Origin of the sequence: Neoroseomonas rubea (assembly GCF_016106015.1) — a bacterium.
Taxonomy (GTDB): domain Bacteria; phylum Pseudomonadota; class Alphaproteobacteria; order Acetobacterales; family Acetobacteraceae; genus Neoroseomonas; species Neoroseomonas rubea.
Genome location: NZ_JACADQ010000556.1, coordinates 1 through 1,581 on the forward strand (window position 1 = coordinate 1; position 1,581 = coordinate 1,581).

The 1,581-nt window shown below is 74.8% G+C and carries 1 protein-coding gene; it reads right to left on the minus strand.

Annotated elements, in window-relative coordinates; all coding sequences use genetic code 11:
- Positions 1-140: 140 nt before the first annotated feature.
- The coding region (locus tag HW577_RS24790) for a hypothetical protein (protein ID WP_198378756.1) at positions 141-1,581 on the minus strand (1,441 nt) is incomplete at its 5' end.

The following is a 1,581-nucleotide window of genomic DNA, read 5'->3' on the forward strand; positions in this document are numbered from 1 at the left end:
CGCGCCGCGGGCCGAAACCTGCAGCACCGCCTCCGGCGCGGTACACGCGCCCCGCACCCAGGCGCCGCGCAGCGGCTCGGGCACGCCCTGCGCGCGCGCGGGAAGGGCGGCAACCGCCAGCAGCAGGATCAAAAGACGCATCATCGCAGCACCACCTCGACCCCGGCGCAAAGATCCGCCCCCGGCAGGCGGAGTTCCCGCCCGTCGCGGAACACGGCGGTCAGGTCGGCGCGGCATTCGATCCCCTCGGGCGGGGCGAAGTCGAGTGTCTCCCCCACCCCGAGGACGGTCCGGCCGAGCCGGTCGGCGCCGCGCGGCGACCCGGGTGGGTCGGCGTAGAGCTCGGCGACAGGCACCTCCGCCGCGTTGCGCAGGCGCACGCTGCCGGGGCGCGGGCCGGTCTCCGGCGCCTCTCCCTCGTCGAGGCGGTCGGCGAGCGTCCAGCCGGGGCGCAGCACGATGACCGAAATCTCGCAGAGGTTGATCGCGGCGCGTTCCTCCGCCGCGCGGCGCTCCTCGAAGACGATGCGCAGATCGGCCTCGCAGTCGCGCAGCCGGGCGCCGATCTCGATGCGCCGGCCGCGCGGCAGCACCTCCTCGCCCAGCCGGTCGGGCCCCCAATCCTCCTCGGCACTGCCGGAGAGGTAGACTTCCTGGATCGTGGCGCCGTGGCGGTTGACGAGGGTGACGCGGCGTTCAGGCGGGCGGGGCGCGCCCGATCCGTCGAAGGCGACTTCGCGCACGGCGCAGAGGTCGACGCCGCGCTTCACTTCCTCCGCATCGTCCTCGTAGACCGCGCGGATGTCCCACAGGCAGGACGCGCCACGCAGGCGGAGCGTGACGCTCGCGCCCTGCTCCAGCATGTCGTTGCCGAGCCGGTCCGGCCCCCAGGCCCCGGGTGCGCGGGTCGAGGCGTAGAGCTCGCGGATCGTCCGGTCGGCCGCGTTCAGCACGCGCGCTTCCCGCCGCGGCGCGTTCGGGTCGCCGAAGGTCACGCGGGGTTCGCGGCAGAGGTTCAGCGCTTCGCGCACCTCCTCCTCCCCGTCCTCGAACACCGCCGTCACGTCGAACACGCAGTCCCGCGTGCGGCCCATGCGGATGCGGAATTCCCGCCCCGCCGGCACCACGTTTTCCCCCAGCCGGTCGGGGCCGCGGCCGGCGGCGCCGGGCGGGGCGGCGAAGACCTGCAGCAGGATCATGTCGGTCTCGTTGCGGATCGTCGCCTCCCGCAGCGGGATGGACGGGTCGCCGAACTGCACGCGGCGGTTCTCGCAGATGTTCTGCCGGCGTCGTTCCTCGGTGCCGTCCTGGTAGATGGCGCGGAATTCCAGGGTGCAGGTGGCGGATGCGATGCGGGCGCGGAAGTTGCCGCGGTCCGGCACGGTGTCCGCGCCCAGCAGATCAGGGCCGAAACCCTCTGCGCCCGGCGGCGCGGCATAGAGTTCGCGCAGCGTCTGGCCCGACTGGTTGACGACGGTGACCTCGCGCTCCCGCGGCGCGGGCTGCTGCGGGGCGGGCTGGGCGGCGCGCGGCGGCGCGGCCTGCTGCGCGATGGCGGCGAGGGGATCCAGCGCGAGGCCG